The 26,164-nt window shown below is 60.3% G+C and carries 22 protein-coding genes and 1 pseudogene; 5 read left to right on the top strand and 18 right to left on the bottom strand.

Translation table 11 applies throughout. From position 1 onward, the window contains the following. Positions 1-155: 155 nt before the first annotated feature. The gene (locus FHX16_RS23745; RefSeq protein WP_183756449.1) at positions 156-593 is read left to right on the top strand and encodes a hypothetical protein; all 438 of its coding nucleotides are present in this window, start codon (positions 156-158) and stop codon (positions 591-593) included. A 77-nt stretch (positions 594-670) separates the two neighbouring features. On the opposite strand, the gene FHX16_RS23740 is transcribed toward FHX16_RS23745, so the two are convergent. Further along, a complete protein-coding gene (locus FHX16_RS23740; RefSeq protein WP_183756448.1) occupies positions 671-1,309 on the bottom strand; it encodes a hypothetical protein in 639 nt (212 codons plus the stop codon). A gap of 231 nt (positions 1,310-1,540) precedes the next feature. Next, entirely contained in the window at positions 1,541-3,079 is a 1,539-nt protein-coding gene (locus FHX16_RS23735; protein WP_183756447.1) for a sodium:proton antiporter, read from the bottom strand. A 107-nt stretch (positions 3,080-3,186) separates the two neighbouring features. Between FHX16_RS23735 and FHX16_RS23730 the strand changes: the two genes are divergently transcribed. Together FHX16_RS23730 and FHX16_RS23725 are read left to right on the top strand one after the other, a co-directional pair. Then, complete coding sequence (locus FHX16_RS23730) at positions 3,187-4,410, top strand: NAD(P)/FAD-dependent oxidoreductase (protein ID WP_183864513.1); 1,224 nt, start codon at positions 3,187-3,189, stop codon at positions 4,408-4,410. A gap of 130 nt (positions 4,411-4,540) precedes the next feature. Further along, positions 4,541-5,818, top strand: a complete 1,278-nt coding sequence (locus FHX16_RS23725; protein WP_183864514.1) for a DUF3422 family protein — start codon at positions 4,541-4,543, stop codon at positions 5,816-5,818. A 106-nt stretch (positions 5,819-5,924) separates the two neighbouring features. On the opposite strand, the gene FHX16_RS23720 is transcribed toward FHX16_RS23725, so the two are convergent. The 4 genes from FHX16_RS23720 to gabD form a co-directional block, all read right to left on the bottom strand. Further along, positions 5,925-7,460: a SpoVR family protein gene (locus tag FHX16_RS23720; RefSeq protein WP_183756444.1), complete on the bottom strand. Its 1,536-nt coding sequence runs from the start codon at positions 7,458-7,460 to the stop codon at positions 5,925-5,927. An 11-nt stretch (positions 7,461-7,471) separates the two neighbouring features. After that, entirely contained in the window at positions 7,472-8,788 is a 1,317-nt protein-coding gene (locus FHX16_RS23715; protein WP_183756443.1) for a YeaH/YhbH family protein, read from the bottom strand. Between the two features lie 25 nt (positions 8,789-8,813). Beyond that, a complete protein-coding gene (locus FHX16_RS23710; protein ID WP_183756442.1) occupies positions 8,814-10,763 on the bottom strand; it encodes a PrkA family serine protein kinase in 1,950 nt (649 codons plus the stop codon). A 393-nt stretch (positions 10,764-11,156) separates the two neighbouring features. Further along, a complete protein-coding gene (gene gabD, locus FHX16_RS23705; protein ID WP_183756564.1) occupies positions 11,157-12,611 on the bottom strand; it encodes an NADP-dependent succinate-semialdehyde dehydrogenase in 1,455 nt (484 codons plus the stop codon). 284 nt (positions 12,612-12,895) lie between these two features. Here gabD and FHX16_RS23700 point away from each other — a divergent pair. Together FHX16_RS23700 and FHX16_RS23690 are read left to right on the top strand one after the other, a co-directional pair. Beyond that, positions 12,896-13,157: pseudogene (locus tag FHX16_RS23700) on the top strand (DUF4142 domain-containing protein); the annotation flags it as partial. Between the two features lie 338 nt (positions 13,158-13,495). After that, a complete protein-coding gene (locus FHX16_RS23690) occupies positions 13,496-14,083 on the top strand; it encodes a YigZ family protein (RefSeq protein ID WP_183864537.1) in 588 nt (195 codons plus the stop codon). A 74-nt stretch (positions 14,084-14,157) separates the two neighbouring features. Here FHX16_RS23690 and FHX16_RS23685 read toward each other — a convergent pair whose 3' ends face one another. From FHX16_RS23685 to FHX16_RS23630, 12 genes are all read right to left on the bottom strand, one after another. Beyond that, a complete protein-coding gene (locus tag FHX16_RS23685; protein WP_183864515.1) occupies positions 14,158-15,180 on the bottom strand; it encodes an LLM class flavin-dependent oxidoreductase in 1,023 nt (340 codons plus the stop codon). 170 nt (positions 15,181-15,350) lie between these two features. Beyond that, on the bottom strand, positions 15,351-16,895 hold the full coding sequence (locus FHX16_RS23680; protein WP_183864516.1) for a DHA2 family efflux MFS transporter permease subunit: 1,545 nt from the start codon (positions 16,893-16,895) through the stop codon (positions 15,351-15,353). Positions 16,896-16,940: 45 nt separating this feature from the next. After that, positions 16,941-17,318, bottom strand: coding sequence for a VOC family protein (locus tag FHX16_RS23675; RefSeq protein WP_183756439.1), 378 nt, complete (start codon positions 17,316-17,318; stop codon positions 16,941-16,943). Between the two features lie 235 nt (positions 17,319-17,553). Continuing rightward, entirely contained in the window at positions 17,554-17,844 is a 291-nt protein-coding gene (locus tag FHX16_RS23670; RefSeq protein WP_183756438.1) for a hypothetical protein, read from the bottom strand. 69 nt (positions 17,845-17,913) lie between these two features. Further along, entirely contained in the window at positions 17,914-18,954 is a 1,041-nt protein-coding gene (locus FHX16_RS23665) for a fatty acid desaturase (protein WP_183756437.1), read from the bottom strand. A gap of 456 nt (positions 18,955-19,410) precedes the next feature. Next, complete coding sequence (locus FHX16_RS23660) at positions 19,411-19,632, bottom strand: hypothetical protein (RefSeq protein WP_183756436.1); 222 nt, start codon at positions 19,630-19,632, stop codon at positions 19,411-19,413. A 344-nt stretch (positions 19,633-19,976) separates the two neighbouring features. After that, entirely contained in the window at positions 19,977-21,152 is a 1,176-nt protein-coding gene (locus FHX16_RS23655; protein ID WP_183756435.1) for a helix-turn-helix domain-containing protein, read from the bottom strand. A gap of 64 nt (positions 21,153-21,216) precedes the next feature. Continuing rightward, positions 21,217-21,555 (bottom strand): slr1659 superfamily regulator, encoded by a 339-nt coding sequence (locus FHX16_RS23650; protein ID WP_183756434.1) that lies wholly within the window; start codon positions 21,553-21,555, stop codon positions 21,217-21,219. Positions 21,556-21,572: 17 nt separating this feature from the next. Further along, positions 21,573-22,130, bottom strand: a complete 558-nt coding sequence (locus FHX16_RS23645) for a slr1658 superfamily regulator (RefSeq protein WP_183864517.1) — start codon at positions 22,128-22,130, stop codon at positions 21,573-21,575. Between the two features lie 4 nt (positions 22,131-22,134). Further along, complete coding sequence (locus FHX16_RS23640) at positions 22,135-24,492, bottom strand: SpoIIE family protein phosphatase (protein WP_183864518.1); 2,358 nt, start codon at positions 24,490-24,492, stop codon at positions 22,135-22,137. Further along, positions 24,489-25,667: a class I SAM-dependent methyltransferase gene (locus FHX16_RS23635; RefSeq protein WP_183756431.1), complete on the bottom strand. Its 1,179-nt coding sequence runs from the start codon at positions 25,665-25,667 to the stop codon at positions 24,489-24,491. The genes FHX16_RS23640 and FHX16_RS23635 overlap by 4 nt, the downstream gene beginning before the upstream one ends. Next, positions 25,664-26,161: a ubiquinone biosynthesis methyltransferase UbiE gene (locus tag FHX16_RS23630; protein ID WP_183756430.1), complete on the bottom strand. Its 498-nt coding sequence runs from the start codon at positions 26,159-26,161 to the stop codon at positions 25,664-25,666. The genes FHX16_RS23635 and FHX16_RS23630 overlap by 4 nt, the downstream gene beginning before the upstream one ends. Positions 26,162-26,164 lie beyond the last annotated feature (3 nt).

The raw sequence follows: 26,164 nt of genomic DNA, 5'->3' as shown, positions 1-26,164 counted from the left end.
AGCGGCGGCCGGGCTGCGCACGATCAACTCTTCAGCTGCACCAACAAATCCTTGCGGGGCGATCTTGATTGGACCTCGTTGTCCCCTAGCTCCATAAAAAGGGGCGAAGAGTGCCTCGACGGGGCCGCGCAACTTTCAGCCGGATGGAGCCCACCATGAAACATCAAACATTGGAACAACTGCAGGCAATTGCGGGGATCGACCAGGCGTTTCCGCAACGGTTAATGTCTCGCAACGAACGTCTCACGCGCTGGGTTGAGCTCCTTGAGGCAAGCCCGCATCGGCGGCTGGCAACGCTCTATCAGACCGAGCATCAGCCCACGTCAATCCTGTCGCGCCTGCGTAGCGACAATTCGCCGATTTCGGTCGCGTTCGAGGATCCGATCCTGCGTACTTCTGGCCTTGAAGGGGATACCTATGGCGAGGCCAAGACCTTCTTCGGTCTGACCGACGGCGAATTGCATAACGTTCTGTGCTATTGCCATTTCGGCGCAACGGTCAGCGCTGCAACGGCGGCCCACTATGTCCGCGGAATCCTCGGCACGGAAAAGCCGACCCTGTTTGCGCGGCTACGGGCCCTGTTCATGTCCTGAGGGTGTCGACAGGGCACAGGAAAGAATCTGCCCGGCTTGCCGTCCGTCTGAACGACGGCCGGCCCGACGTGACGGGGTCAATCACCCTGGTCGCCGGACAAACCTGTCTGCTCCTGCAGGGTGCTGAGGCATTGATCGTTATGGGCAAAGCGGAAAATGCTGTAAACCGCCAGGCCAAGTTCATCGCTGCCTGATATGGTGACGCTCGCCGACTGTGCATTCTTGTACTTTGCGCTGAGATTATCCCATTGCTCAAAGACCTGCCGTTCCTGCGCCACCACGGCGTCCCGGAACATTCCGTCCTTGCCGTATTTGGACCTGGCAGCGTGATCAACCTTTTCGTCGGCCGGACCAAACTCGGACGCGAGCAGTGACGCGGCCTCCTTGTAGACCTGTCGCGTAGTGGTGCCGCGCTGGTCGTCATTGATATAGCGCGACACGGCAACGACATTGCATATCCCCATGCCTTGAACATAGGCGAGCACGTACTGGTCATAGAGGTCGCTCCCACCCGGCAGGCTGGAGCATGTATACTGACCCGTCGTATCGGCGCCGTCTCCGTAGATCGGCTTGCAGCCCAATGCCGATGGCAGCGAATCCTGCGCAACACCAAACGGCCTGAAAGCCGGTGGCGCCGATTCAGTTGGCGAAATGGAGGCGGTAACGGTCGAGGCAGCAGCGAGGACCACGGACGTCAGAATATCGATCAAGGCCATCGAATCACTCCCGAGCAAGATCGGGCCATAGCACGCCAGCGCCCGACGCGAAGCAGACCCACGCTCAAAGCATGGGCGGGCATCACAATTTCCACAGCCTTTGGCTCCGCGCAGGGATTGTGAACCACTAAGGCCGCAGCAGCCAGATGGTTCCATCACAACATTGTGGGTGTATCGTTTTCCAAGCGGCTGCAGACGGCTGTGGAGGCTGGAGGACGCTCGGATGCGCCCTTAGCTTTCGGAGATCCGCCGCTCTTCGTCGGAGCCGGTGGCGAGCTGCTTCCAGTCCAGGTCCTCCTGCAGCTCGAGATATTGCCCTGGCCCAATTCGATCCGTGTCGCGCAGTTCCTCCAGCCGCTCGCGTTGCGCAAGCACTGCAAGCCGCGACAGGAATTGCCGTCGATCGACCTCGGACTTGCCCGGGTTGGCATCCCGCTCGCAATGTTCACGATATGCCTGGCGCAGCGCTTCTACCTCCGCGCCACTCTCGGTCGAAAGCCGGACGAGCGCAGCCTCGGCCAATGACTTTCGCGCCAAGAAAAGCTCCTCGCGTGCCTCTTCCTGTCGTCCGAGCTTCATAAGCCTGATCATCGGAGCCAGGGTCGCGCCCTGGATGATGAGCGTCGCCAGCACGACCGAAAAGGCTGTCAGCACGACGAGGTTTCGTTCGGGAAAATCGGCTGGCAGCGCAAAGGCCGTGGCAAGGGTCACGAGACCGCGCATGCCAGACCATCCGACAAGAAGGGTTTCGCCGGATGCGAAGGGTGCAAGACTGTGTCCGCGTCGATGACGAAATCCTACGATGGCGTGAAAGAGGAAGGCGACCGAAAGCCGCGCGCCAATCACCCCGGCGACGACGATCGCCGCAAACCGGAGTGCCCGGGCGAGTTCGGCAGCCGACATCGCCTCCACGATGCGACGCGCCTGCAAACCCATCAGCAGGAATGCGACGACGTTCAAAAGGAAGACAACGGTTGTCCAGACGGCGAAGGAATGAACGCGCATGCGTGGTGAATCATTGACCGTGGTGAGGACTGCAATGGTCATCGCCGACGATACAGTCGCCAGCACGGCTGACAGATGCAGCCTTTCGGCGATCAGCCAGGTTGCGAAGGCATACACGAACTGAAGCAGCGTGCCGCCGACAGTATTGTCTGTGACAGGTCTTAACCCGGAGACGAGATAACCGAACAAAATGCCGAAGGCTATTCCGCCTGGAGCCGCAAGGCCAAGTCGCACCACGGTGCTCAAATCGATGCCACCGCGAGCCTGGACGGTCAGGGCCGCGCTGAACAGCAGAAGGGCGGTGGCGTCATTGAAGAGGCTCTCGCCCTTGAGCAGGGCGTCCACCCGCCGCGAGACCGGCAGATTGGACAGGACGGCAGTCGCGGCGGCGGCATCAGGCGGAGCGACGATTGCCCCAAGCGTGACGGCCACGGCAAGCGGCAGCCCGACAGTCCATGCGCTGATCGAGACCACGACACCTGTGGTGACCAGTACGGCGACCACGGCATAGACGAACAGCGGCAACGCCATCCGCCTGGCTGCGCCAAGCGGAAAATCATAAGCTGCGTCGACGAGGACAGGCGCGATGAACAGGGCAAGCGCCGTCGGCGGGTCGATCGGAATGACCGGGGCGCCTGGCAGCATCGCGACAGCGACGCCGGCGGCAGCGAGAATGCCGGGATAAGGCAGCTGCATTCGCCGCGTTACCTGCAAAAGCAAGATCGCGACCGCAAGCAGGGCGACGAGGGTTTCAAAGAACGTCATCGTTGAATAGTAGCAGGCTTTCGCGCGCGTTGAAGCGGTCGTAAATTCCCTGTAATGCTCGAAGCTCCGACTGCCGACATAATAGTGCAGCGGCGCGGAGCGCGAAGATGGATTACGACGTTGCGATTGTGGGTGCTGGCGCTGCGGGCATTGCGGCGGCGCGCCGGTTGGCTAAGGCCGGGCGTTCGGTGATGCTCATCGAAGCGAGCGACCGCGTCGGCGGCCGCGCCTGGACCATCGAACTGGCTCAGATGCCGCTCGACATGGGATGCGGCTGGCTGCACTCGGCCGAGCGTAATCCCTTGGTCAAACTCGCGCAGGCCAAAGGCTTCGAGATCGAAGCAGGCCCCACGGCCTGGCAAAGACAATGGCATGATCTCGGCTTTTCTGCCGAGGAGCAACAGGCCGCCGCGACCGCCTGGTCGACCCTGCAGCAACGCATGGAGAGCGCTCCGCCGGCAAGTGACCGGGCCTCGGACCTTTTGCCGCCAGAGGGCGAATGGAACAATTATTGCCAGTCGGTGAGCGGCTACATGAATGGCGCTGCCCTCGACCGACTGTCGGTCGTCGATTTCCTTGCCTACGACAAGGCGTCGACCGATTCCAACTGGCGGGTGCGTAAGGGATACGGCAGCCTGATTGCATCAAGCCTTCCGGAGGTGGCACTCAGGCTGTCCGTGCCGGTTCGTCGCATCGCCTTGACCGGTCAGGGCGTCCGCCTGGACACCGATCATGGCGCTGTCAGTGCGCGCACGGCTGTTGTCACCGCCTCGACGAACATCCTGTCCAGGGGTGCAATCGCCTTCGACGCGGATGTAGACGACCATCTCCATGCCGCAGGCAAACTCCCCCTCGGCCTTGCCGACAAGCTGTTCTTCGAACTGCACGGCGACCACGGGCTTGACCCCGAGTCCCATCTCCTCGGCAATCCACATGCAAGCGAAACCGGCAGTTACTATATCCGGCCGCTTGGTCGACCGGTGATCGAGGGCTTCTTCGGTGGCACGGGCGCTGTCGCCATCGAGCGTGCCGGGCTGCTCGAGGCCTTTGCGTTTGCGATCGAGGAGTTGTCGGCGCAGCTCGGCGCCCATATCCGTCGCCATGTGCGGCCGCTTGCAGCAACATCATGGTGCCGGACCGACTGGGTGGGGGGCTCCTACAGCCATGCATTGCCGGGTGAGGCGAGCGCCCGCCTGACCCTGGCGAGGCCTGTGGCCGAGAGGTTATTCTTCGCTGGCGAGGCGACCCACCCCTTTGACTTTTCCACCGCACATGGAGCCTGGCAGAGCGGCGAGAGGGCAGCCGATGAGGTGATCGAGCGGCTTGCCTGAGCCTCGGGTGCCGTCCCGGTGTGGCAAACGGTCGCTGCGTCCAATGCCGCTGGACAGGGGCCGGGCGAGCTGATTGCATGCCGGCGGCTCGGGGCCAAGGGGACGGATCATGGACACGGGGAATGGATGCATGACGCAAGGAAGCTTTGGCTTTCCGCCTGCGGACATTCGGGCACGCTCGCTCGGGGAACTTCACGCGCGGCCCTATGCGCTCGTGCCGGCGTCGCGCGTCATATTCCAGCTCGCTTTCCTGACGGAAAGCGCCGGTGACAACGATCACGAGACGCTTGCAGATCTTTCCCGGTCAAGCGGGGTTGCGCCACCCGCCCGCGAAACGAGCCATCATGCCATCACCTGGGGGCCGGGGACGCTCCGCTGGGAGCGGCATACGGAATTTTCGACCTATTTCTGGGACTGTCCAGCACCGGACAGGTTTGGCCAGACGATCGCCGTGCATCCCTTCGGCGCAAGCTTTTCGCCACCGGGGCCATTCATCTCCGGTATCAGGCTGGAAATCCGGCCCGATACGCCTGAGACGGAGCAGGAAAAATCGGTCTTCGACCCGACCAGCCTGTGCCGGAGCGAACTGAAGAATGGCCAGGCCGCGATCCTCACCGATTTTCGTCAGGACGGAGACGGTCTGACGAAAATTCTGGTCATCGATCGCGGCATGTCCGACAGCGCCCGGGGCGCGCTTGTCCAGCGCCTTCTCGATATCGAGACCTACCGTACCCTTGCGATGATGGGCCTGCCACTGGCGCAATCGCTCTCGCCCGAAATTCGCCAGATCGAATCCGGCCTGACGGCGATTACCCAGCGCATGAAGCTGCATGCGCGCGACGAAGCGGACCAGATGTTGTCCGAGATTACACGCCTGGCCGCCGAGCTGGAGGCGAATGCGGCACTCAGCCTCTACCGGTTCGGAGCCAGCCGCGCCTATTACGAGATTGTTCAGGAGCGTATCCGGGCATTGGCGGAGACGGCGATGCCCGGCAGCGAGACGCTCGGCGCCTTCCTCGAGCGTCGGCTTGCGCCGGCAATGCGGACCTGCCAATCGGTGGAGGAACGGCAGGCGAACCTGTCGCGCAAGCTGGCGCGCGCGACAGCCCTGCTGCGGAGCTGGATCGATGTCGAGCTGGAACGCATCAACACGACGGTGCTCAATTCGATGGACCGTCGTGCGCAACTGCAGCTGCGGCTGCAGCAGACCGTTGAAGGCCTGTCCGTTGCCGCGATCTCCTACTATGTCGTCGGGCTGCTCGGCTATCTGGCGAAGGGCGCGCACAATATCGGCCTCGACGTCTCCCCGGAAACGCTGACCGGCCTGTCCGTTCCCCTCGTCGTCGCCGGCATGTGGCTTGTTGTGCGCAGCATCAGGCGCAGGCATGCCGAAGAGGATAGGCATTGATGTGCTTTCCCAGGCAGCCGGAGCGATATGCGATTGGGCTTGCGGGAGACAAAGGCAATGGCCCGACTTGCGGCAATCCGCTTTGGGGCGCCAATTCCTTCCCGGTTCAGGCGGTCGAGCACTCGTAAAGGACTGCCCCCGTCGAGCCATCGACACCCTGTAGGCTTACATCGTAGCCCCATAGGTGGCGGATGTGAGCCAGGGTGGCATCACGGTTGCTTTCTTCGAGAAGGATGCCGTTTCTGACATTGTGCTGCAGCCTGAGCTGCCTGTCACCGAGCAGGTCGACATCAACCACCTGGATATCGGGCTGTCTTGCGCCGACGTCATAGCTGCGCGCAAGCGACGACCGGATTGCCGCATAGCCTCGTTCGTTATGGATCGAAGATACCTCGCAAAAATTGTCGGTGGCGCGATCGCTCAGCACGAACAGCCGGAATTTTCGCATCATGGCCGGGCTCAGATACTGCAGGACAAAGGACTCGTCGCGGTGATTTGCCCAGGCATCCAGAAGCGTTGCCTGCCAGTCACCATTGCCGGCAAAGGACGGAAACCAGTCGCGATCCTCCTGCGTCGGGTCCATGCAGATGCGCTGGATGTCCTGCATCATCGCAAAGCCAAGCGCATATGGGTTTATTCCTGGGAAGCGGGGATCATCAAAGGCGGGTTGGAAGACCACGTTGGAATGACTTGCCAGGAGCTCCAGCATCACGCCTTCGCTGATCCGGCCCTGATCGAAGAGGCGGTTTATGATCGTGTAGTGCACAAAGGTGGCGCAGCCCTCGTTCATCACCTTGGTCTGGCGCTGCGGGTAGAAATATTGCGCAATCACCCGCACGATCCGGAGGATTTCACGCTGCCAGGGCTCGAGGATGAGACTGTTCTTTTCCAGGAAGTAGAGCAGGTTCTCCTCGGGAAGGTTGAGAACCTTCTTGCGCTCGGACGCATCGCGTTCGGCATCCTCCGGATTGCGGCTCTCTGTTGCGAGCGGCAGTGTTCGCCACAGGTCACTATAGGTCTGTTCCTCGTATTCCAGTCGTTCGCGGGCACGCTCCCTGACTTTTTCGGATGAAAGGCGCGGCGGCCGCCGGTAGCGGAAGACGCCCTGGTCCATCAAGGCGTGTGCCGAGTCCAGGACTGCCTCGACGGCATTCGTCCCGTGCCGCTCCTCGCATTTGGAAACGTATTTCTTGGCAAACTCCATGTAGCTCAGGATCGCGCCGGCATCGGTCCACTGCCGGAACAGGTAATTGTTCTTGAAGAAATGATTATGGCCGAATGCGGCATGGGCGGTCACCAGCGCCTGCATGGCCATGGTGTTTTCTTCCATCAGATAGGTGATGCACGGATTGGAATTGATCACCAGTTCGTAGGCAAGTCCGCGCCGGCCCTTGCGATAGAGATTGTCCTCGAAGATGAAGCGCTTGCCAAACGACCAGTGCTGGTACATCAACGGCATACCGACCGAAGAGTAGGCATCCAGCATCTGTTCCGACGAAATGATTTCCAGTTGGTTGGGATAGACATCCAGCCCCATCTCGTCGAGCGCCACGGTTTCGATGGCGTCGTAGGCACGTGAAAGGGTCGCGAAATTCCAGTCGGAACCGTCAAACAGCAGGCCTGGGCTCGAGCGTCTCGCCATTCGGTCTTCCCTTACTTGCGCGTGCGCACGGCAGGCTGCCGGGTAAAGAGCTTGCGAAAAACCGGATAGATGTCGGCCGGCTTGGAAATACGGGTCATCTGGAAGTTGGGGATCGCGCCGTCGACGGTGCGGTAGGCACGCCACAGCGAGGTGCCGTTGTCTGTGGCTCCAAATATTTCCGTTTCGCGCTCATCAATGATTTCGACATAGGCGTAGTACTGGCAAAGGCGCATCAGATGGTTGCGGAGAAGCTCCGCGCAGCGTTCCGAATCGCCGCTGATATTGTCGCCGTCGGAGGCCTGGGCGGCATAGATATTCCAGAGATTGGCGGGATATCGCTCCTCGATCACCCGAAGCATTTCCTCGAGCGCGGTCGAAACAACAGTGCCACCGCTCTGCTTGCTGTAGAAGAACGTTTCCTCGTCGACCTCATGGGCCTCATCGGTGTGACGGATGAAGACGATGTCGATCCGCTCGTACCGGCGCGTGAGAAACAGATGCAGCAGCACGAAGAAGCGCTTGGCCAGATCCTTCTCGCGCTCGCCCATCGATGCCGATACGTCCATCAGGCAGAACATCACGGCGCTGGCATTGGGCAGCGGCTGGCGTTCGAAGCGGTTGAAGCGAATATCGACGGGATCGACATAAGAAATGCGCCGTCGCCGCCGTTCCAACTGCTCCAGTTCCTCGCGCAGCGCCTGCAGGCGCCGCCGGTCCGCGGCAGATCGCTCCTCCATCGCCTCCAGCACGGCGATCTCGTCCGCAACTGCCTTCACGGTCGCCTCGCTCGGGCGTTGCAGCGCTATTCGGCGGCCGAAACTGTTTCGCATCGTGCGCCCGACATTGATGTTGGTGGGCGTACCAGCGGTGCTGAAGCCGACACGGTGCGGCTTGTAGGTAACCGTTTCCTTCAGATTGAGCTTTACCATGTCAGGAAGCTCGAGATCCTCGAAGAAGAGGTCGAGGACTTCGTTGCGCGACAGGATGAACTGGAAATCATCCTCGCTCTCGCCGCGACCAGCGCCGCGATCTCCGCCTCCGCCACCTCCTTGTGGTCGCGACAGCTTGTCACCTGCCATATATTCCCGATTGCCGGGGAGGATGTACTCCCGGTCGCCGCTGCCGCTGCTTGGCTGGAATGTCGGCTCGCCCGCGCCACGCTTGGGCATGGGAACGCCGTGGGCGGCGTCCACATCGGCGATCTTGTCCGATTTTACCTGCTCCTTGATAGCCCGCTTCAATTCCTCCCGGGCTCGGTTCAGGAAACGCTGTCGGTTGCCAAGGCTCTTGTCCTTCGGATTGAGCCGGCGGTCGATGAAATTCGGCATCTGCCAATCCCCCGGTTCGGCATTGTCAACCGGCCTTGTTGACCCGCATGTACCAATCAACGAGCCGCCGGACCTGGCGGACGGTGTAGCCTCGCTGAGTCATGCGCTGGACAAATTCGGCGTGCTGCTTTTCAGTCGAACTGTCCTTCTTGGAGCCGAAGCTGATGACAGGCAGTAGATCCTCGACCTGACCGAACATCCGCTTCTCGATTACCTCGCGAAGCTTTTCATAGCTGGTCCAGGAGGGGTTCCGGCCGCTGTTCCTGGCGCGGGCGCGCAAGGTAAACTTGACGACCTCGTTGCGGAAGTCCTTGGGGTTGGCGATGCCGGCCGGCTTTTCGATCTGCGACAATTCGCTGTCGAGAATTTCCCGATTGAGAATCTGACCGGTGTCGTAGTCCTTGAAGTCCTGGTCCTCCAGCCACGCGTCGGCATAGGAAATATAGCGGTCAAAGAGGTTCTGGCCGTACTCGCTGTAGGATTCCAGGTAGGCCTTCTGGATTTCATGGCCGATGAATTCCGCGTAGCGCGCGGCGAGTTCCGACTTGATGAAGTCGAGGTAGCGCGCCTCCGTTTCCTTCGGGAACTGCTCCCGCCGGATCGCCTGCTCCATGATGTACATCAGATGCACCGGATCGGCTGCCACCTCCTTTGTGTCGTAGTTGAAGGTCTCCGAGAGGACCTTGAACGCGAAGCGGGTGCTGATGCCGGTCATGCCTTCATCAACGCCCGCCGCATCGCGATATTCCTGGACGGACTTTGCCTTCGGATCCGTATCCTTCAGATTCTCGCCGTCATAGACGCGCATCTTCGTGTAGAGCGGAGAATTCTCATGCACGTGAAGGCGTGTTGCGACGGTGAAGCGGCTGAGGTTCTCGAGGACTTCGGGAGCACAGGGGCTGTTTGCCAGTTCGCTCTCGCGAAGAAGCTTTTCGTAGATCTGCCGTTCCTCGGTGACCCGGAGGCAATAGGGAACCTTGACCACAAGGATACGGTCGAGAAATGCCTCGTTATTCTTATTGTTCTTGAACTGCAGCCACTCGGATTCGTTTGAGTGGGCGACGACGATGCCCTGGAAGGGGAAGGCGCCGAAGTTCTCGGTCCCGTTGTAGCTGCCTTCCTGGGTCGCAGTCAGCAGCGGGTGCAGGACCTTGATCGGTGCCTTGAACATTTCGACGAACTCGAGAAGCCCCTGCGTCGTCCTGTTCAGCCCGCCGCTGTAGGAATAGGCGTCCGGGTCGGCCTGGCTGAAGTTTTCGAGTTGTCGGATGTCGACCTTGCCGACCAGGGCCGAGACGTCCTGGTTGTTTTCGTCACCCGGTTCGGTCTTTGCAATTGCGATCTGGCGCAACCGGGATGGCGTCAGCTTGACGACGCTGAATTTCGAAATATCGCCGCCGATCTCGTCAAGCCGCTTGGTTGCCCAGGGCGAAATCAGCCCGGTGAGGCGGCGCCTGGAAATGCCGTACTTGTCTTCGAGAAGGCCGGCCATCCGGTCCGGGTGGAAGAGCCCAAGGGGGGACTCGAAGATCGGGCTTACCTTGCCATTGACCGCCAGCGTATAGATTGGCCGCTGTTCCATCAGCCTTTTCAGGCGTTCGGCCAGCGATGACTTGCCGCCGCCGACGGGTCCGAGCAAATAGAGGATCTGCTTGCGTTCCTCGAGGCCCTGGGCAGCGTATCTGAAGTAGCCGACGATCCGCTCGATCGTATCTTCCATGCCATAAAAGTCGGCAAATGTGGGGTAGATCTTCAGAGTCCGGTTGGCAAAGATGCGGCCCATGCGTTCGTCGGCACTGGTATCGATCAGCGTCGGTTCACCGATCGCCTCGACCATGCGCTCTTGCGCCGTTGCGTAGAGACTTTTGTCATCGCGGCACGCTAGCAGATATTCCTGCAGGCTAAATTCTTCCTGCGCAGCACTTGTGTAAATTTCCGAAAAAAGATCAAAGACGTCGCTTTCACCCTTTTGCATGATGCTCTCCCGCGGCCGGCTGGTTAAAACGGGATAGCAGCCCTGTCGGCCCGCTCATCACTATAACGGCGCTGCGTAGTATTTGTTCCTTCAAATACTTACAGGAATTCGGATTTGGCTCGTAAGGGCCATACAGCATCATATCGTCTCCATTCTAGCGCTGGAATTGCGACTCAAATGTTGAGCAGTGCTGATGACAATATGCCACGAAAGCCATCCAATCTCCATGGCAAAGGTCATCACGCTGCCGCGACGACCATTGTATTTTCGACCGCTGCAATTCTGTGCCGGCGAAGGAAATCACAGCCGCAGGACGCGTTTTGCTACGGCGAAGGACGTTGGGTGGCCGTGCGAGCGCTCACAGAAGAGTGAAGACGAGCTGCGACCAGTCTCTTAGCTGATGCCGCCGAGGCAGACGTATTTGATCTCCATGAATTCATCGATTCCATATTTCGACCCTTCGCGGCCGAGGCCGGAGAGCTTCACGCCCCCAAAGGGCGCTTCTGCCGTCGAGATCAGCCCGGTATTGACCCCGACCATGCCGTATTCGAGGGCCTCGGCCACGCGGAACACGCGGGCGAGATCCTTGGCGTAGAAATAGGATGCTAGGCCGAACTCGGTATCGTTGGCCTGGGCGATCACATCGGCCTCGTCCTTGAACCGGAAAAGCGGCGCCACCGGCCCGAAGGTTTCCTCGCGCGCGACAGCCATGTCGCTGGTGACACCGGTCAGCACCGTTGCCTCATAAAAGGTGCCGCCAAGCGAATGGCGCCTGCCACCCTCCATGACGTGTGCCCCCTTCGACAGGGCGTCAGCCACATGCTCCTCGACCTTTTCCAGGGCCGGCTGATCGATCAAGGGACCAAGGATCACACCCTCGTCGAAGCCATTGCCGATCTTCAGCTTGCCGACAGCCGTGGAAAGCTTCTGCGAAAAGGCCTCGTAGATACCGTCCTGGACGTAAAGGCGGTTGGCGCAAACACAGGTTTGTCCATTGTTGCGAAACTTGGCGATCAGCGCGCCTTCCACCGCAGCATCGAGATCGGCATCGTCAAAGACGATGAAGGGGGCATTGCCGCCGAGCTCCAGCCCGAGCTTCTTGATGGTCGGGGCGCTCTGCCTGTAAAGTTCGGCGCCGATTTCGGTCGAGCCGGTAAAGGTCAATTTGCGCACGATCGGATTGGCGGTCATCTCCGCCCCGATCTCGCGCGCCGAACCGGTGATGACGGAGAACAGGCCGGCGGGCAGTCCGGCACGCTCTGCAAGCACGGCGATCGCGATCGCTGAAAAAGGCGTCTGGCTGGCTGGCTTCAGCACCAGGGCGCACCCGGAGGCCAATGCCGGACCTGCCTTGCGGGTGATCATGGCGTTGGGAAAGTTCCAGGGCGTGATGGCGGCAACCACGCCGATGGGCTGCTTCATCACCATGATGCGCTTGTCCGGTTGGTGGCCGGGAACGAGATCGCCATAAACGCGCCGGCCTTCCTCTGCGAACCATTCGATGAAGCTTGCGCCATAGACGATTTCGCCGGTGGCTTCGGCAACGGGCTTGCCCTGTTCCAGCGTCAGGATGCGGCCGAGATCGTCCTTGTTTTCGATCATCAGCTCGAACCATTTGCGCAGGATGATCGCACGGTCTCTTGCTGTGCGGGTCGCCCAGGCCTTTTGCGCCGTGGCGGCCGCCTCGATCGCAGCTTTGGTTTCCGCAGCGCCAAGCTTCGGTACACGACCGATGATGTCGCCTGTGGCCGGGTCATTGACCTCGATCGCGTTCGATGGATCGGCGTCGATCCATCGACCGCCGACCAGGGCCGCCTCGCGAAAGAGTCCAGGATCCTTGAGGTTCATCTTCTCCATCCCATCCAAAAACGGTGTCGTTGCTGGTGGCAATGTCGGCCTCCTTTGCCGCGCTTGTCAAATGCCATCACGTGGCATCGACATGTGCAAGATTTTCGCAGCCTTCGCCCTGACTGTCTTCCGTTGCCCCCGGGGAGAAAAGGGTGTTGCAGAACACGAATACGGGAGCGGTCCGGTTCTCCCGGTCGATGCCGGGAACCTTATTCGGGAGCCGACATCCAACGTTTGTACAGCGATAAACTGTCCGGCCTTTCGGCAAGGACGAAGGAGGTTCCATGACTACGCGACTGATGACAGCTGTGACCACGATCTGCCTGCTTGGGTTGGCACCCTGCGCCGGCTGCGGACAAACCGACAGATCCCCAGATCGCTCATATCGCCTACACGGCCGGATCGATCGAGATCGAGGCGGCAAAGCAGGCACCGAGCTTTGCCGAGGACATGGTGCGGGACCACGAGGCGATCAACAAGCAGGCGCTTGCCCTGGTGAAGAAGCTCAAGGTCACACTGCAGGACAATGATGATGCGGCATCGATGGACCATCCTGGCCTTCGCGGTGGCCCTCGGGGCCGCTCCAGCGCGGGCAGAGACAATCGCGGTAACGATCGAGAAAATGATGTTTGCGCCCGCCGGGGGTCACCGCCAGGCCAGGTGAAACGATCGAATGGGTCAACAGGGATATCCTTGCCCATACGGCGACCGCCGAGTTCAAGGGGATCCGGTCGATTGACTATTACTGTTGGTTCCATCTGAACATGAAGGGACGGATTGAGGCCGGGCGGCGACGGTCAGCCGCCCTCGAAGCTGATCCGTTACGGATGATCACGCCCCATAATCCCCTTCGCCCGTCGGCAAGGCTGGCGTATACAGCTGCGATGTATTCCCTGGAACGCCCTATTGTCTTCGAGCAGATCGTCAAAAAAAGCAGGTTTCTGGCGGCGGCCCTACCGATTGCCGATGAAGCCGACGCGAAGGATGCACTGGCCACTTACGCGCATGCCGATGCCAACCACAATTGCTTTGCCTGGCGAAGCGGCCAGACCTATCGGTTCAGCGACGACGGTGAGCCGAGTGGAACCGCCGGCAAGCCGATCCTGCAGGCAATCGACGGGCAATCGCTCGACAAGGTCATCGTCATCGTCACGCGTTGGTTCGGCGGTGTGCTCCTCGGCACGGGCGGCCTGATCAGGGCCTATGGCGGAACGGCTGCCGCTTGCCTGCGGGCGGGGGAGACGATCGAGATCGTCCCGACGCTCGAAGGAACGATTGAGGCAGCCTATTCGGACCTGGCGATCCTGAAGGCGCGCCTGGCGGCGGTCCCGGGCCTCTCCATCCTCAAGGAGACATTTCATGGAGGCGGCGCCGAGCTGACGGCAAGCTTTCCGGAATGGAAATCGGAGGACGTCGAACGGCTTGTTGCAGACACCACAAGCGGACGCAGTACGCTCTTTGTGCCGCGGTAATCGCAAGGCCAGCCAAGGCCCGCTGCCGCTCTTCAATATGGCAACGCGCAATGCTCCATCCTGATGGCGACCGATCAGCGCCAGCCGAGGGCCGGCGCGACATGCTTCAGGATCATTTCGATGACATGGGCATTATAGTCGACGCCGAGCTGGTTGGGCACGGTGAGCAGCAGCGTATCGGCTTCCGCGATCGCTTCGTCCGATGCGAGCTGCTTTACGAGAGCGTCCGGTTCGGCCGCATAGGAGCGACCAAATATGGCCCGCGTGTTCTGGTCGATAAAGCCGATCGAATCCTGCTCCTTGCCACTGCCCCCGAAGTAGGCACGATCGCGATCATCGACGAGCGCGAAGATGCTGCGGCTCACCGACACACGCGGCGTTCTCTGATGGCCGGCCTCCTGCCAGGCCCGCCTATAGGCGCGGATCTGGGCTGCCTGCTGGACATGGAAGGGTTCACCGGTTTCGTCATCCTTCAAGGTAGAACTCTGCAGGTTCATCCCGAGTCTGGCCGCCCAGATGGCGGTCGCATTGGATCCAGCGCCCCACCAGATGCGATCGCGCAGGCCCTGCGAATACGGTTCGAGACGCAGCAGGCCAGGTGGGTTTGGAAACATTGGTCTTGGATTGGGCTCGCCAAAGCCCTCACCCTTCAGCGCCTGCAGGAAGACTTCGGCGTGGCTGCGTCCCATATCGGCGTCGCTCGACCCTTCGTCTGGCTGATAGCCGAAATAGCGCCAGCCGTCGATCACTTGCTCGGGCGAGCCACGGCTGAGCCCGAGTTGTAGCCTCCCGTTTGCAATGAGGTCGGCCGCGCCGGCATCCTCGGCCATGTAGAGCGGGTTTTCGTAGCGCATGTCGATGACCGCGGTTCCAATTTCGATGCTCTTCGTCCTGGCGCCCACGGCGGCAAGCAGTGGGAATGGCGAGGCGAGTTGCCGGGCAAAATGATGGACGCGGAAATAGGCGCCCTCCGCCCCGAGCTCTTCGGCGGCCACAGCAAGATCGATCGACTGAAGGAGAGCATCGCCGGCAGAGCGGGTTTGTGACTGGGGCGAGGGCGACCAGTGGCCAAAGGAAAGGAAACCGATTTTCTTCATGATGACGTCCGTGACTGTGACGGTCTGAACCGCCGGATTGTGATGGCCATAACATGGGAAGGGGAATTTGCCATGAAAAGGCGATTGAACGCTGCGTTCACCGTTTGCGACCTCCGACGTCAGACAGACTAAACGCCGCCGGAAATACGGGATGCCGCAACGATGAGCGGTCAGCGCGGTGCTGCGACCGGCCTTGCGAATGGAAGGACAAGCAATGCACAGGCAGTCAGGACGGCGGCCATCATCCACGCCTCGTTGATCGCCTGGACACTCGCCGCCGTCTGCACCAGGGGGTCGAGTGCCGCGACGGTATCCGGGTTGAGGGTGCCTCCATGTCCAACAAGCTCCTCTGCGGGTGCGCCGACAAAGGCGGCGGCTGCGTGGTCGCCCGCGCGCAGCCGATCCCACAGGGATTGCGTCAATGGCTCGGACCGCGTGTAGATGATCGTGTCGATCATGGCGATGCCGATCGCGCCCCCAAGGTTGCGCATCAGGTTGAAAAGGCCGCTGGCATCCGGAACCTGGTCGGGCGGAAGGGTCCCCAGCGCCAATCGAGTCGGCGGCAGCAGACAGAACATGATCGCTGCCCCACGCACGACCTGCGGCCAGAACATCGCGTCGTAACCGGTCCGTGGATCCTCGAACGCACTCATCCACAGTCCGAGCGCAAAGAGAAAGAAGCCGACGGCAGAGAGGAGGCGCGGATCCGTCCGCTTCTCCAGATAGACTGCGATCGGTGCGGCAATGAGTTGCGTGATGCCGGTCACGAGCATGGTCGCGCCGATCTCGAGCGCGTTCTGTCCCCTGATGAAGGCCAGAAAGACAGGCATGAGGTAGACTGAACCGAAGAGGCCGATCCCGAGCCCGAAACTCAGGGCAGAACCGATCAGGAAATTTCGATCACGGAAATGACCGAGGTCGACGATCGGACGTCTGCGGCGCAGCGAGCGAACCGTAAAACCGGTTCCCGCGACGAAGCTTGTGGCAAACAGGCCGGCCACAAGAGACGAAGTCCAGCCTGACGTGGGCGCCTCCTTCAGTGCAAGTTCTAGACTGGCAAGCGAGATCGCCAGCATGACGAGCGAGGCAAGGTCGAGGCTTTTGAGTTCGCCGAAATCTGCCTTGTGGTGCGGAAGGCACCGCCAGGCTACCACCGCAGAGACAAGTCCCGGAATGATGTTGATCAGAAACAGCCAGTGCCAGGAATAGGTCGCCGTCAGCCAGCCGCCGATGATCGGGCCGATGGTGGGGGCAAGGACGGCGAGCACGCCTGCGATGGTCGTGGCGATCGCCTGCCGCTCGTTCGGAAAAAGAATGAAGACGGCGGAGAAAACGGCGGGGATCAGTGTTCCCCCCGAGAAGCCCTGAAGCACCCTCCATGACACCAGTGCGCCAAAGGTTCCGCTCGCTGCGCAGCCGGCCGAAGCCACGACGAACAGGAGGATGGAAACGATGAACAGCCACCGCATCGTCAGAACGCGGGTAAGAATTCCCGTCAGCGGGATCGCGACCACTTCCGCGATCAGGTAGGCTGTCTGGATCCAGCTCATCTTGTCGGGATCGATGTCGATGCCTTGCTGGATTGTCGGCAGGGACGTTGCTACGACCTGGACGTCGAGGATCGCCATGAACATTCCGGTGCACATCGCGACAAAGCCGACCCAAACCATCGCTGACGGCGCATGATCGGAGACGGTCTGTCGATGCTGTGGCATTCGATGGCCTTGCGTTTGTCTATGGCAGGCGGTCGCCTTGCGAGGTTATTCGGGGCGGTGGAAGAAAGCCTCGATCCGATAGCCATCGGGATCGATCATGAAGGCGGCGTAGTAAAATGATCCGTATTCCGGCCGGAGACCCGGTTCACCATTGTCGGTCCCGCCATTGGCAATGCCGTTGGCGTGAAAGGATCGAACAGCATCCTCGCTCTTGGCGACAAAGCAGAAATGCAGTCCCGATTCGATGTCGGGGACAACCGGCCGTGCGGCCGGCTTTATCCAGAATTGCGGGTGTTCGGCGCCGTAGCCGACCCAATTGTCACTGTTTGAAAGCCTGGTGTATCCGAGAGGCTCCAGCGCCTGGTCATAGAACTTGCGTGCACGCTCGAGATCGGCAACGCCAATGGAAACATGGTCGAACATCACTTCTCCTCTGAGGTCGGCAGCGTGGTCTCGCTGCCGCGGACATTGGGCCCGGGGACGATCGGAGGGCCCGCGTGGAGACTACAGTCTCGCATCCCCAAAGGAAATGATTTCCATTGGTCGTGCCCCGTCGACATCTGGCTCGGTGAGAAGGATCGTTGGCCCGTCGCTTATCTTGAAAGCAACGTTGCCGACGGTGAGAGGAAACAACGGCAGACAGTCGTTAAGGTGCAGACTACTTGTTCTGCATGAGCCAGATCTTGCCCGCCATCGTGATACCGCAAGCGGCGTCGTATTTGCCCGCGTCCGGCGAAAGGTCTTGCAGCAATCCGAATTGTTTCAGATCATCGACTGTCGCCGAGGTCAGGAATTTGATCTTCTGCGGGCGTTCCTTAAACCTGTCGTTCTTCGCATAGGTCACGGTTGCGTTCAGGTGGGTCCATTTCCCGGCATCAGCGGGAAACAGATTTCCATCCCTGGCGAGTTTCAGGCCTCTGATTTGTGTCGGCGTAAGCGTGGTCGGCATTATTGCAGTCCTTGAAGTGTTGACATTGCTGTGCATGGCGATTTCCACCAGAGGATCATCTGGAGCCTGTCAGGCCCCTGCCGCTGCCCGGGAGGCTTCGCGAAAGGATACGAGCTTGCCCTTCGCTTCGTCCCAGAGCACGAGCCGCACACATCTGAGGCTATCGCCAAGCGAGATGCGGCCAATATTTCTCAGCTGTGGGTAGTCGCGCAATACTTCGGGCAGCCGGTAGTAAGGGATCCTGCTCGACAGGTGATGAACATGATGAATCCCAATGTTGCCGGTTATCCATCGAAGCACCGGCGGCAGATCGTAGTATGAAGCGCCGTGGAGCGCAGCTTCCGCAAACTGCCAGTCGTCGGCATTCGACCAGTGCGTCTCCTCGAACTGGTGCTGTACGTAAAAGAGCCAAATACCTGCTCCCCCTGCGAGGGTCACGATTGGCAGGTGGATTGCAAGAAAATGGGCAATTCCGACAGTCCATATCAATCCGAGCGACAGTGCCGCGATCGCGAAATTGGTCGCCATTGTGGAAATCCACGGCGACAGACCATCGCGCATCATCCCGAACGGCAGGCGTTGCTTTAAAAGGAACAGCCAGGCGGGCCCGATGCCGAACATGACCAGCGGATGCCGATAGAGGCGATAAGCAAGCTTTTTCAGTCTTGAAAGTGAATGGTACTCGGCGACCGTAAGGGTGTGGATGTCGCCCGTTCCTCGCTCGTCCAGATTTCCAGCCGATGCATGATGGGTAGCATGCGCCCGCCGCCAGTAGTCATAGGGGGTCAGGGTCAGAACGCCGATTGTTCGTCCCGTCCAGTCATCAAGACGTCGGCGCGCAAAAAACGAGCCATGTCCACAATCGTGCTGGATCATGAAAAGCCGCAACAGGAATGCAGCCGCCGGAACGATCGATATCATTCCCAGCCAGACGCCCTTCGAGAGAGAGATGAATGCAATGCCCCAAAAAATCGCAAAGGGAACGAGCGTCACCACGATCTCGAAGCTGCTTCGCCAGAGGCGAGGCTGGCGGTATGCGGAAAGAACCTTTAGCCACGCGCGATCATTCGCCCTTACCGGAGCGGTAAGCACTGCGACACTGCCTTTCATATGTCCAATTTGCCTTCCTGGCCGAAGAACCGATGCCGCAGCCTCGCTCGCTTCGCCAATTCCTGCTTCAAGGGGCGCCTGCCTCAACGAGCATTTCAACCTCGTATTGGAAAACATGTTCCTTCCCGCGTGATGTTGCCAACACGCTGGGGTGCTTTTCGACTTGTGAGAAGGGAAGTTGTTACGAAGCGACGAGCGCAGCAAAAACAAATATCGGCAAACAAGTTTCGATGCCGCCTCTTATAGAGGCCACGACAAAGCGTCAACCTGCAGGAAGGGCTGGGAGCGCCAGGAGTACAAACCGGTTTGCCGATGGCACGAGCAGCCAGGCCGGACCGGTGCCCCAAAAATGAACGTGCCGCTTCGCGGTGGTGCGCGAAGCGGCATGCACTCGGGCCGACCCCGGGGTCGGGCATGTTCGCGTCCTCCCCAGCAGGACGCGAATGCTACGCGGTACTAGTTTGCCTTGACCCTTCGGGCGAGTGCCATGACATAGTCGTCAGCGATGTCTGCCAACGTCAGTGCGACTTCTGCTTCGTTCCAACCCGCACCCACTGCGCGCTGTACAAAGGCCCGGAAAGCCGTTGCAAGCACTTCCTCGCGCTCGACGACGCGATACGGATCATTCGCAGCATACTGAGGATTGTTAATATTGATCGTGGGATTGGTCGGGTCCATTGCCTGTGCCTCTGAAAGTTGCCTTATTGCACTGGAGCGCATTTGTCGTGCACTCCATCTCCGCTGCCTGCACTTTGATTATGCTTCGTTTTTAATGGCTTACCCGACCCTTGTCGTTAGCCAAGCATCCGGAAACTTGCAGCAGCGTCCATTTCTGAGAGCAGCAACTCCAGGTAACTGCTATTTTTAACGGGGCCGGCAGATGGTGCCTGCGGGGTTGCGTTGATTGACGCGGTTGCTGTGTGCAAGGCGCGTGCGGCACTTCCTTTGCGCTGGAGTGTCAAGGCCACACGCCAGCGTGCCGGTTTCCCCGTCGACCACCTTTTTTGTTGATTGGAGGACCGTCAGTCCTGGCGGTGGCCAAGCGACCTCAGCCACTTGTCGAAGGAATCTGCGCCTTCGACCCCCGAGATCGGTTCGACCGCCTGTCCGAGGTAGGAGGGAACGGCGATGTGTCTCGCCTCGCGCGGGGTGTAGCCGAATTCCTTGCTGAAGGCCCGGCTGAAGTGGGCGGCGGAGGAAAAACCGGCAGCAAAGGCAATGTCGATGATCTGCTGCCGGTTGGCAGCATCGCTAAGGGCAGCGTGAGCGGAGAGGAGCCGTCGACGCTGGATAAAGTGGTGGACACCGCCATCGCGCTCGAAAGCCTGGTATAGCCGCGTGCGCGACACGCCGAGTTCGCGACAAATTCGCTCCGTCGTCAGGTCATCGGCCGTCAGATTGGCCTGCACGAAACGGAAAACCCGTTCCTTCAGGGGCAGGGACGAGGGCAGTTCTGCCGAAGGATAGTCCGCCGCGGACGGCGAGACACAGGTCAGGATCATGTCACGGACCGTCTGGACCACGTGAGGAAGATCCCCCTCCGACAATTGAGCAAGCTTTGCCTCGAGCCCGTCCAGATAATCGATCAGCAGCGTTGTCCGCGTTCCCGATAGCGTCGTGTTGTTCTTGACCTCGGTGGAGGTGAAGTAAAGCAGTTCCCGCGGCAGGTAGAGGGACAGGATCTCGGCGTCCGTCGAACGCCCTCGGAAAGGGTGTCCAAGGGTTCGCAACTCGACCTTGCCCGGTTCGCCGTGACAAACGCGTCCGTCGACCTCGGTCCATGTCCTGCCGCTGCGCACGACCATGACGTGCCAGTGGTCCATGAGGTTTGACCTCACCTTTGTCTCCTGGCGAAGGAAGCTGTGTGCCGGGGCCGTCTGCTGTACGACCAGCATTCCGCCGAGGTTCCATGCTGCGTGGTCGGCCGGGAAGGGCGTTCCGGGAGGAACGCTGTCCGGCAGCCGAACGTCGACCAATGGCGCCATATAGGCCTGCCAGGCAGAGAACTGCTGGTCCGCCGGCAAATTCCCCGTGGTAAAGCGGAGCGGCTTCAGGACCGAGGGAGGAGCGGGCGGTTCCGGCGGCTTTTCCTCTCGCGGGAACCGGCGGCGTTCGATCCCTGACGTTCTGCTTTCTTCGGCGCGCGCATCCTCACCTGCGGGCGGCGCGGCTGCTCGTGATGGTCCATTGTCGGGCAATTGACGCCTCCTTGACGGACCAGGCAAGGCACCACCCTTGCCTGGTCCAGGCCAACTCATAATCCTAGGTCATCCTCAGATCGACGCCCGGGTGCAGCTTCTTCAGGTTCGGCAGGGATTTCATCTGCCAGGAGACCTGAGAAGAGCCAAGCACCGTCAAATGCAGATCCGGTCGCTTGCGCGCTTCGATTGTCAGTTTAGCCAATAAATTTATCCCCGAGGAGTTGAGGAATTCAAGCCCAGTCAGATCCAAGGTAGTCTTGCCGCCGCCGTCTTCAATGGCTTTCATCGCCAGCGCATGGACCGGCGCATAGGCATCGGGTCCCGCGAGCCTCATCGTACCGTCGAAATAGACGGTGCCGCCCTCGGACCAGACGCGGTATGCTTCTTCTCTAATTTCCATTCAGCACCTTTGATGTTTCAGGACGATGGAATTGCCATCGCGGCATAGGTCTGGATCTTCGTCGGTTCGTTGTCTTCCTCGCCTTCGAAAAGCCAGGCAAACTGCACCTCGTAGTCGCTCATCAGCGTCAGAATGCCGAGGCCGGATGCATTCCCGCTTGTCGCCATCGCACTGGCCTCGATTTGCTCGATCAGGAGCTCGCCGGGGTCACCGCTCGTGACCGTGGCCAGCAACTGCTGAAACCTGTCGGCGGTTTCGCGGTCGACGAGGTTAGAGACGCGAAGCCGGAAGCAGTCTGCCTGTGCCAGCGCTTCCACGACCACCTCGCCGCGGCTGCGAAACTTGATGGCGTTCTCGATCAGCTCGTTTGCAAGATAGCCAATATCCTGTCGAAGCTGGTTGTAAAGCCGCTTTGACGGCCGAAATCTCGGTGTCATCATCTCTGCAATGAAGTCTGACGTCATCCCGGAATGTTTCCAGGCGAGATCGAGCGGACCGTCAAGCAGACGCAGTCGAATGGAGTGGGCAATCTCCGGTGACGCCAGATATTCCTGTCCAAAGAGCACCGTTGTCATCACTTCACCTATGTCGCATCACGACCAGCGTGATGTCATCATGAATCTTCTGCGTTCCGATGTACGCCATGAGGCCGTCAATGATGCCGTCCTTGACTTCCTCGGCCGACTGGCCGTGCAGCTGTCGTGCGCTCTGGCAAAGCCTTTCGATGCCGAACAGCTCGCCACGGGAATTTTCGGCCTCGGTGACACCGTCGGTGTGGAGCACGATCAGGTCGCCTTTCTCAAACGAGATCTCGCGCGTGTCGACGAATGGCGTGATGTCGGACTCAAGGCCGACGGGCAGGCCGAGGTCGCCGGTATCGATGCGCTCGACCTCGCCGGTCTGGCGCACCACGATCAGATCTTCATGCTGCCCCGAAATCGTCAGTCGGTCGCCGTCGTAATCGAGGAACGACAATGTCAGGTGCTTGTCGGTCCTCGTCCGCTCGATGTTCTTGAAGATCGCGCTGTTCAAGTGGGTGAGGAATTTCGAGGGATCCGTTTCTCCTGCCTCCAGCAATGCCCGGGCCACCGACTGCACCATGAGCATCAGCACCCCGCTCTCGAGGCCATGACCGGTCACGTCGCCGATGCCGATCTTCAAACTCCTGCCGCTCTGCAGGACATCATAATAGTCGCCCCCGACCTCGTCTGCGGGACGCATGTAGGCGGCAATCTCCAGGTGCTCGACCGCGCCGAGTTCGGTCGCGCGCGGCAGGACCATCATCTGAATGTGCCTGGCGACATCCAGCTCGGCGCCGAGACGCAGGTTCTCGCTCTTCAGCTGCGTGTTCAAGGCCTGGATTTCCTCCTTGGCCTCCTCGATCTGCCGCGTCCGTTCTGTCACCATGTTTTCGAGGTTTTCGGTGTGAAAGCTGATCTGCTCGGCCATGCGATTAAAGGCGAGCCCGGCCTCTGCCACCTCGTCCTTGCTGCGAATGTCGACCCTGACGGAATAGTCCTTGGCCTGAATGCGCCGGGCAGCTGCCGCGAGGGCGCTGATGCCCCCGGTAATGCGTTTCGACGCCGCAAAGACGGCGGCGGTGACGATCAGAAGCGAGATGAGGACCGCAAGCACCTGATAGATCAGGATGCGATTGGTCGCTTTGGTGATCTGCTCTCTGGCGGCGATCAGCGAAGCATAGATCTCCCGCTCCGGGACGACGATGCCGAGCGACATGGCCTCCTGCTTGACCGGACCATCCACCCACAGATTGGACGGGGCAAGCTGCTTGGTGACAAGCAGATAGGGCACGTCCTCGCCGTTCTCCGTCAGCGAGATGCGCTGGACCTTGCCGTCCTGATCCAGGGGAAGGGAAGCGATGGCCTTTTGCGAGCTTTTTGGCAAGGAACGGTCAAGCCCGGTGACACCCTTGCCCGCCTCTTCATTCGCCGCCTGGAGGCCCATAACCCTCTCGCCGGCCGAATTGATCGCCACGACATTGCCGTTCGACATGGCAAGGAAACCGAAGCCGGTCTCTGCCACCTTCACGTGCTCGACGACCTCAGCGAGCTGGTCGAGCGTGATGTCGGCACCGGCGGTCCCGGCGACGCCGCGACGGTCGGGCGTCCACAGTGGATGGAAGAAACTGACGATCAGCTTTCCGGTGATGGCATCGGTATAGGGCGCGGTTTGGGTGATGTTGTCTGGAGCGGGACGCGACGCGGGATCAAGCGCCCACCGCTCCCATGACTCGTAGAGCCCCGGAAAGAAGAAATCCCAGAAGTTCTGGTCGTTGTGTTTCGGATAGAGCCGATCGAACGTCTGCGCCTGATCCGTGTAGGGCGCCGTCCTGAAGATTGGCCGCTCCTTCGGGCCGATGTAGTACATCTGCAGTTTCGATGCGCCCGTCCGCAACAGGTTCGGCGCAACGAGATCGAGAACGGTGCTTGTGTCGATATCGGCCTGGACCTGGGGTAGTGGACGATGATCCTTGTCGAGCAGATACCCCCATACACTGACGACGGAAGGGGACCCCGGAAGGTTCTGTGCCCAGTTGCCCTTGGCGTCATAGGCAACCGTCACCCCTTTGGGTTCGGCACTTGCCATCGCGGCGCCAACCGCATCGTTGCGGGCCGAATGATCGATCTGGTCCTGCAGAACGCCTGCGAGGGCTTTGACATCCGAATGGACCTGACCAAGAAGGAGGCTGACCTGCGCAGCCGTCGAATCCGTGGATGTGCGAATGTAGTCCTGGCTCGCCTTTTCCAGGCCCTGACCGACCTGTGCCGTCGCATCCCGGGACAATCGCTGCACGTTCCACAGGGCGAGGCCGCCACTGACAAGCAGGTCGAACAGCACCGCACCACCGACAACGATGATGAATTTCGTACGAAACGACCGAAGCCCAACACCTTGCCCGCCAGCGGTTACCGTCATAGTGGCTTTTGTCCCGAAGCGGCCCAGATCGGCCAGCCGGCATAGCCGCGCGGATGCAGGGCAGCAAAGATATGATCAGCGAAACCCTGTCTGAAACGCTTGATGAATTCGGGCGTATCGCCGCGCCTGACTGCCATTTCGCCGGCGTAGACATCTTCCCACGCCTGGATGATGTCAGCGAACTCCTGGGGGTCGCCGTCGTGATTGGTAACCATGAAGCTCTCGATCTTCACATCGTCAAAGCCGGCATCCCGCAACAGGCGTGAGCCCTTCGGACCCATCTCGACATCCATGTCGAAATGGCGAAACAGCTTGGCGACCTCGGTATAGGTCCACTGAATACTGTCGGCGCGCGGCTCGCCCAGGCAGTGGGAGTTCTTCTCGTTCGTGATGTAGACGCGCCCGCCCGGTTTGCAGATGCGAAAGAGTTCCCTGAGGAGAACCTCCGGCCGGTCGAAGATCTGCAGGGAATGCCGGCATGTCACGAAATCGAACTGGTCGCTTTCGAACAGCATCTGCGAGGCATCGCCGAAGGTATACTCGATGTCCCTGACGCAGAATTGCTCCGCGACCGAGCGTGCGTAGTCGAGGCTTGCCACCGAGTGATCGAGCGCAACCATCCTGGCGGGGTTAAATTCCTTCCGGACAAGCATCGCGAAATCGCCGATGCCGCAACAGATGTCGGCAATCGTCATGCCGCTGCGCAAGCCATGACGGGGCAGGATTTGCCGTTCATGCCGCCAGGTCATCTTGGTCTGGGTTCTGAGGATCGGGATGAAGCTCTGGTTCTCGACGAAGGTCTGGCCGGGATAGAAGGCTGAATCGTAGACCTCCATTGTGATGTTCGGGGAGAGCTCGCCGAGATGCCTGAACATCTGCGTTGCCCATGTCACGACGCTCGATACGACAACGACGATCTGCAGTTCCGGCCTCGAGCGCGACGCGTCGACCAGGACGCGGCTAAGCGCGTGGAAGGCCGTGCTGTTCATATGCGTCACGCGCTTGAGGTTGACATAGAAGACGCCCTTCACCGTTTCGATGCCATCCCGGAGGACTTTAAGGTCGTCGGCGATGTCGGCGATGGAGCGAGGGCGGCAGACACCGGCGGCGAGAAACTCCTGATTGCTGGTGTCGAACTGCGTCGTGAAGGCCGGAGAAAACGTGATGGCGGTCAATTGAGCAACCTCTCGAGCGGCAGGTCGACGACGAAGGTCAAGGTGTCGGCACCCGTCGAGCGCAACTCGATGCCCGCGTCATAATTGACCGCCAGCCCCACGAGGACCGACTGCTCGATGGGCGCTGTCTCATCTGCGATGATCTCGACATAGCCAGCGAGCTTGTCGCCATCCTTCAGCGAGTCCACGACCTCGCTATAGTGCCGTTGCTGCTGCGATGGGCAGGGGAAGCTCAATTCGATGCGTTCGACGTGCTGGTGGCGATAGAAGCCGAAGACGAGCTCACCATCCTGGACGTCGGCGCGAAACGACATCTCGAGAAGTTCGTTCAGGGCTGATGACAGAAGGTTGGAATGGCGCAACGGGTCACGGCGGTCATGGCTGACCATGCGGGCGACATAATTTGACAGCTGGTCGCAATGCAGCCAGTCGGCCGTGAAGGTTGCCATCTCCATTTCGAGTTTGAGCAGTTGCTCGAACGCGGCCTCTTTCATTGC

Source organism: Rhizobium sp. BK661, assembly GCF_024808825.1.
Classification (GTDB): Bacteria; Pseudomonadota; Alphaproteobacteria; order Rhizobiales; family Rhizobiaceae; genus Rhizobium.
Note: the sequence above shows the minus strand (reverse complement) of the source record. Positions and strands in the feature narration are given on the sequence as shown.

What these genes read in the sequence shown, in the direction of transcription:
- FHX16_RS23745 (WP_183756449.1), top strand. Translation starts at nt 156, where the DNA reads ATGAAACATCAAACATTGGAACAACTGCAGGCAATTGCGGGGATCGAC.
- FHX16_RS23740 (WP_183756448.1), bottom strand. Translation starts at nt 1,309, where the DNA reads ATGGCCTTGATCGATATTCTGACGTCCGTGGTCCTCGCTGCTGCCTCG.
- FHX16_RS23735 (WP_183756447.1), bottom strand. Translation starts at nt 3,079, where the DNA reads ATGACGTTCTTTGAAACCCTCGTCGCCCTGCTTGCGGTCGCGATCTTG.
- FHX16_RS23730 (WP_183864513.1), top strand. Translation starts at nt 3,187, where the DNA reads ATGGATTACGACGTTGCGATTGTGGGTGCTGGCGCTGCGGGCATTGCG.
- FHX16_RS23725 (WP_183864514.1), top strand. Translation starts at nt 4,541, where the DNA reads ATGACGCAAGGAAGCTTTGGCTTTCCGCCTGCGGACATTCGGGCACGC.
- FHX16_RS23720 (WP_183756444.1), bottom strand. Translation starts at nt 7,460, where the DNA reads ATGGCGAGACGCTCGAGCCCAGGCCTGCTGTTTGACGGTTCCGACTGG.
- FHX16_RS23715 (WP_183756443.1), bottom strand. Translation starts at nt 8,788, where the DNA reads ATGCCGAATTTCATCGACCGCCGGCTCAATCCGAAGGACAAGAGCCTT.
- FHX16_RS23710 (WP_183756442.1), bottom strand. Translation starts at nt 10,763, where the DNA reads ATGCAAAAGGGTGAAAGCGACGTCTTTGATCTTTTTTCGGAAATTTAC.
- gabD (WP_183756564.1), bottom strand. Translation starts at nt 12,611, where the DNA reads ATGAACCTCAAGGATCCTGGACTCTTTCGCGAGGCGGCCCTGGTCGGC.
- FHX16_RS23690 (WP_183864537.1), top strand. Translation starts at nt 13,496, where the DNA reads ATGTATTCCCTGGAACGCCCTATTGTCTTCGAGCAGATCGTCAAAAAA.
- FHX16_RS23685 (WP_183864515.1), bottom strand. Translation starts at nt 15,180, where the DNA reads ATGAAGAAAATCGGTTTCCTTTCCTTTGGCCACTGGTCGCCCTCGCCC.
- FHX16_RS23680 (WP_183864516.1), bottom strand. Translation starts at nt 16,895, where the DNA reads ATGCCACAGCATCGACAGACCGTCTCCGATCATGCGCCGTCAGCGATG.
- FHX16_RS23675 (WP_183756439.1), bottom strand. Translation starts at nt 17,318, where the DNA reads ATGTTCGACCATGTTTCCATTGGCGTTGCCGATCTCGAGCGTGCACGC.
- FHX16_RS23670 (WP_183756438.1), bottom strand. Translation starts at nt 17,844, where the DNA reads ATGCCGACCACGCTTACGCCGACACAAATCAGAGGCCTGAAACTCGCC.
- FHX16_RS23665 (WP_183756437.1), bottom strand. Translation starts at nt 18,954, where the DNA reads ATGAAAGGCAGTGTCGCAGTGCTTACCGCTCCGGTAAGGGCGAATGAT.
- FHX16_RS23660 (WP_183756436.1), bottom strand. Translation starts at nt 19,632, where the DNA reads ATGGACCCGACCAATCCCACGATCAATATTAACAATCCTCAGTATGCT.
- FHX16_RS23650 (WP_183756434.1), bottom strand. Translation starts at nt 21,555, where the DNA reads ATGGAAATTAGAGAAGAAGCATACCGCGTCTGGTCCGAGGGCGGCACC.
- FHX16_RS23645 (WP_183864517.1), bottom strand. Translation starts at nt 22,130, where the DNA reads ATGACAACGGTGCTCTTTGGACAGGAATATCTGGCGTCACCGGAGATT.
- FHX16_RS23640 (WP_183864518.1), bottom strand. Translation starts at nt 24,492, where the DNA reads ATGACGGTAACCGCTGGCGGGCAAGGTGTTGGGCTTCGGTCGTTTCGT.
- FHX16_RS23630 (WP_183756430.1), bottom strand. Translation starts at nt 26,161, where the DNA reads ATGAAAGAGGCCGCGTTCGAGCAACTGCTCAAACTCGAAATGGAGATG.